This window comes from Photorhabdus cinerea (assembly GCF_011189575.1).
GTDB classification, from domain to species: Bacteria; Pseudomonadota; Gammaproteobacteria; order Enterobacterales; family Enterobacteriaceae; genus Photorhabdus; species Photorhabdus cinerea.
Genome location: NZ_PUJW01000147.1, coordinates 1 through 508, shown reverse-complemented (window position 1 = coordinate 508; position 508 = coordinate 1). Strand labels below are relative to the sequence as shown.

General features: G+C 41.9%; 1 protein-coding gene and 1 pseudogene. Both read right to left on the bottom strand.

What is annotated here, in order from left to right; genetic code table 11:
- A partial coding sequence (locus tag C5469_RS23100; RefSeq protein ID WP_207629360.1) for a PAAR domain-containing protein occupies positions 1 to 150 on the bottom strand: 150 nt, incomplete at its 3' end.
- Between the two features lie 46 nt (positions 151 to 196).
- Positions 197 to 508 (bottom strand): annotated as a pseudogene (locus C5469_RS23095) (Imm52 family immunity protein); the annotation flags it as partial.

Here is a 508-nt window from a genome sequence, read left to right as displayed (position 1 = left end):
AATAGGAAATACACCTTTGCATTGAGGGCACTCCACCCAATCACCTTTACCCGCGATAGGAATACCCTTGTGAGTATAGTCATCAATAGCGGTAATCACCTTACCGCCATGATCTGTCGTATCACCCAGCAGAATAATTGCTTTTGACATTAACGTTCTCCACCGTTTTTCAATTGGAAAATAGCATCATTTCCCATCACACCTCGGTAATTAATGGCAATAATCCCAGGTTCACCAACTGAATTTCAACATCATTGGATTTATCAATATCATCCTGATTTCTTCCATCAAAAATGCTTTTTTTGGTGACAATCAGAGTACCTACCTGTTCATTATTTTGATGGACGGGAAGTACCTCCTCCGCCATAGGCAGATAGGATTTATCAATAATACGGGGCTGGTAAAGCATCCAGCCAACACTGAGGCGATCAGGGAAAACCTGTTTGCCTTTTAAGGTATAGCCGTTGGTCTCAACTTGGATATAAGGAAAGTCACGGCTAGTCGCTAA